Source organism: Vibrio sp. D173a, assembly GCF_030248475.1.
This window is the reverse complement of record NZ_JAHGAH010000461.1, coordinates 1-728: the sequence shown is the minus strand read 5'-3', so window position 1 is coordinate 728 and position 728 is coordinate 1. Positions and strand designations below refer to the sequence as shown.

Below are 728 nucleotides of genomic sequence, written 5' to 3'. Positions count from 1 at the left end.
ATATCACCATTGTATAAGCCAAGACCATGATCATTGCGCGTCACCATCACAGGACGTCCGTGATACCACAATTCATCGTTGTGAGGCTTCACGAGTCGTCGTGCTGCCAAAGCGCGCTCAATACGTTGGTTTAGCCCAGCGACACCAAAGTCACCATCACGAACCGCACACAATAGGCGACACTGACTGAAGAGATCGAGAGCCAGTTTGGCGCGAGTCTCTTGCTTTTCATCGACGGCCAACGGCTGATTAATACTGTTGAGATAAGCGCCATACTCATTGACCAAGGTGCGCAGCATCAGGTTGTAGCTATCACTTGAGAGCGTGTGATGCTCGATATCCGCAAAACCTTTGTTGAGCACCACATCGACCTGTGCAGCCGAGCCTGCATTGATGGCTTTCGCAAGCTGACCAATACCGGAGCGCGCGTCAAAGCGATAACTTTTCTGTAGCATACATAGACTGTCAGCAACGGCTGGCGAGTTAACCACACTTTTCGAACCTGTGTTATTACTCGACAGCGCATCAAATCCGGTCAATTCAGCAATCAGGCTTCCTTGATTGGCACTGTAACCATGTGCGTTGAAGGCACAAATATCGCCCAATACCGCACCAGCCTCAACAGAAGCAAGTTGGTCTTTATCCCCTAATAGAATTAAGCGAGCATGAGTTGGTAACGCATCCACCAGCTTATACATCATAGAGAGGTCGACCATCGAAGCTTCATC

At 49.5% G+C, this 728-nt stretch carries 1 protein-coding gene; it reads right to left on the bottom strand.

Going from position 1 to position 728, the window contains the following annotated elements:
* Positions 1-728, bottom strand: a 728-nt coding sequence (locus KIV40_RS26740) for an AAA family ATPase (protein ID WP_285352210.1), incomplete at both ends; no start/stop codon positions are given.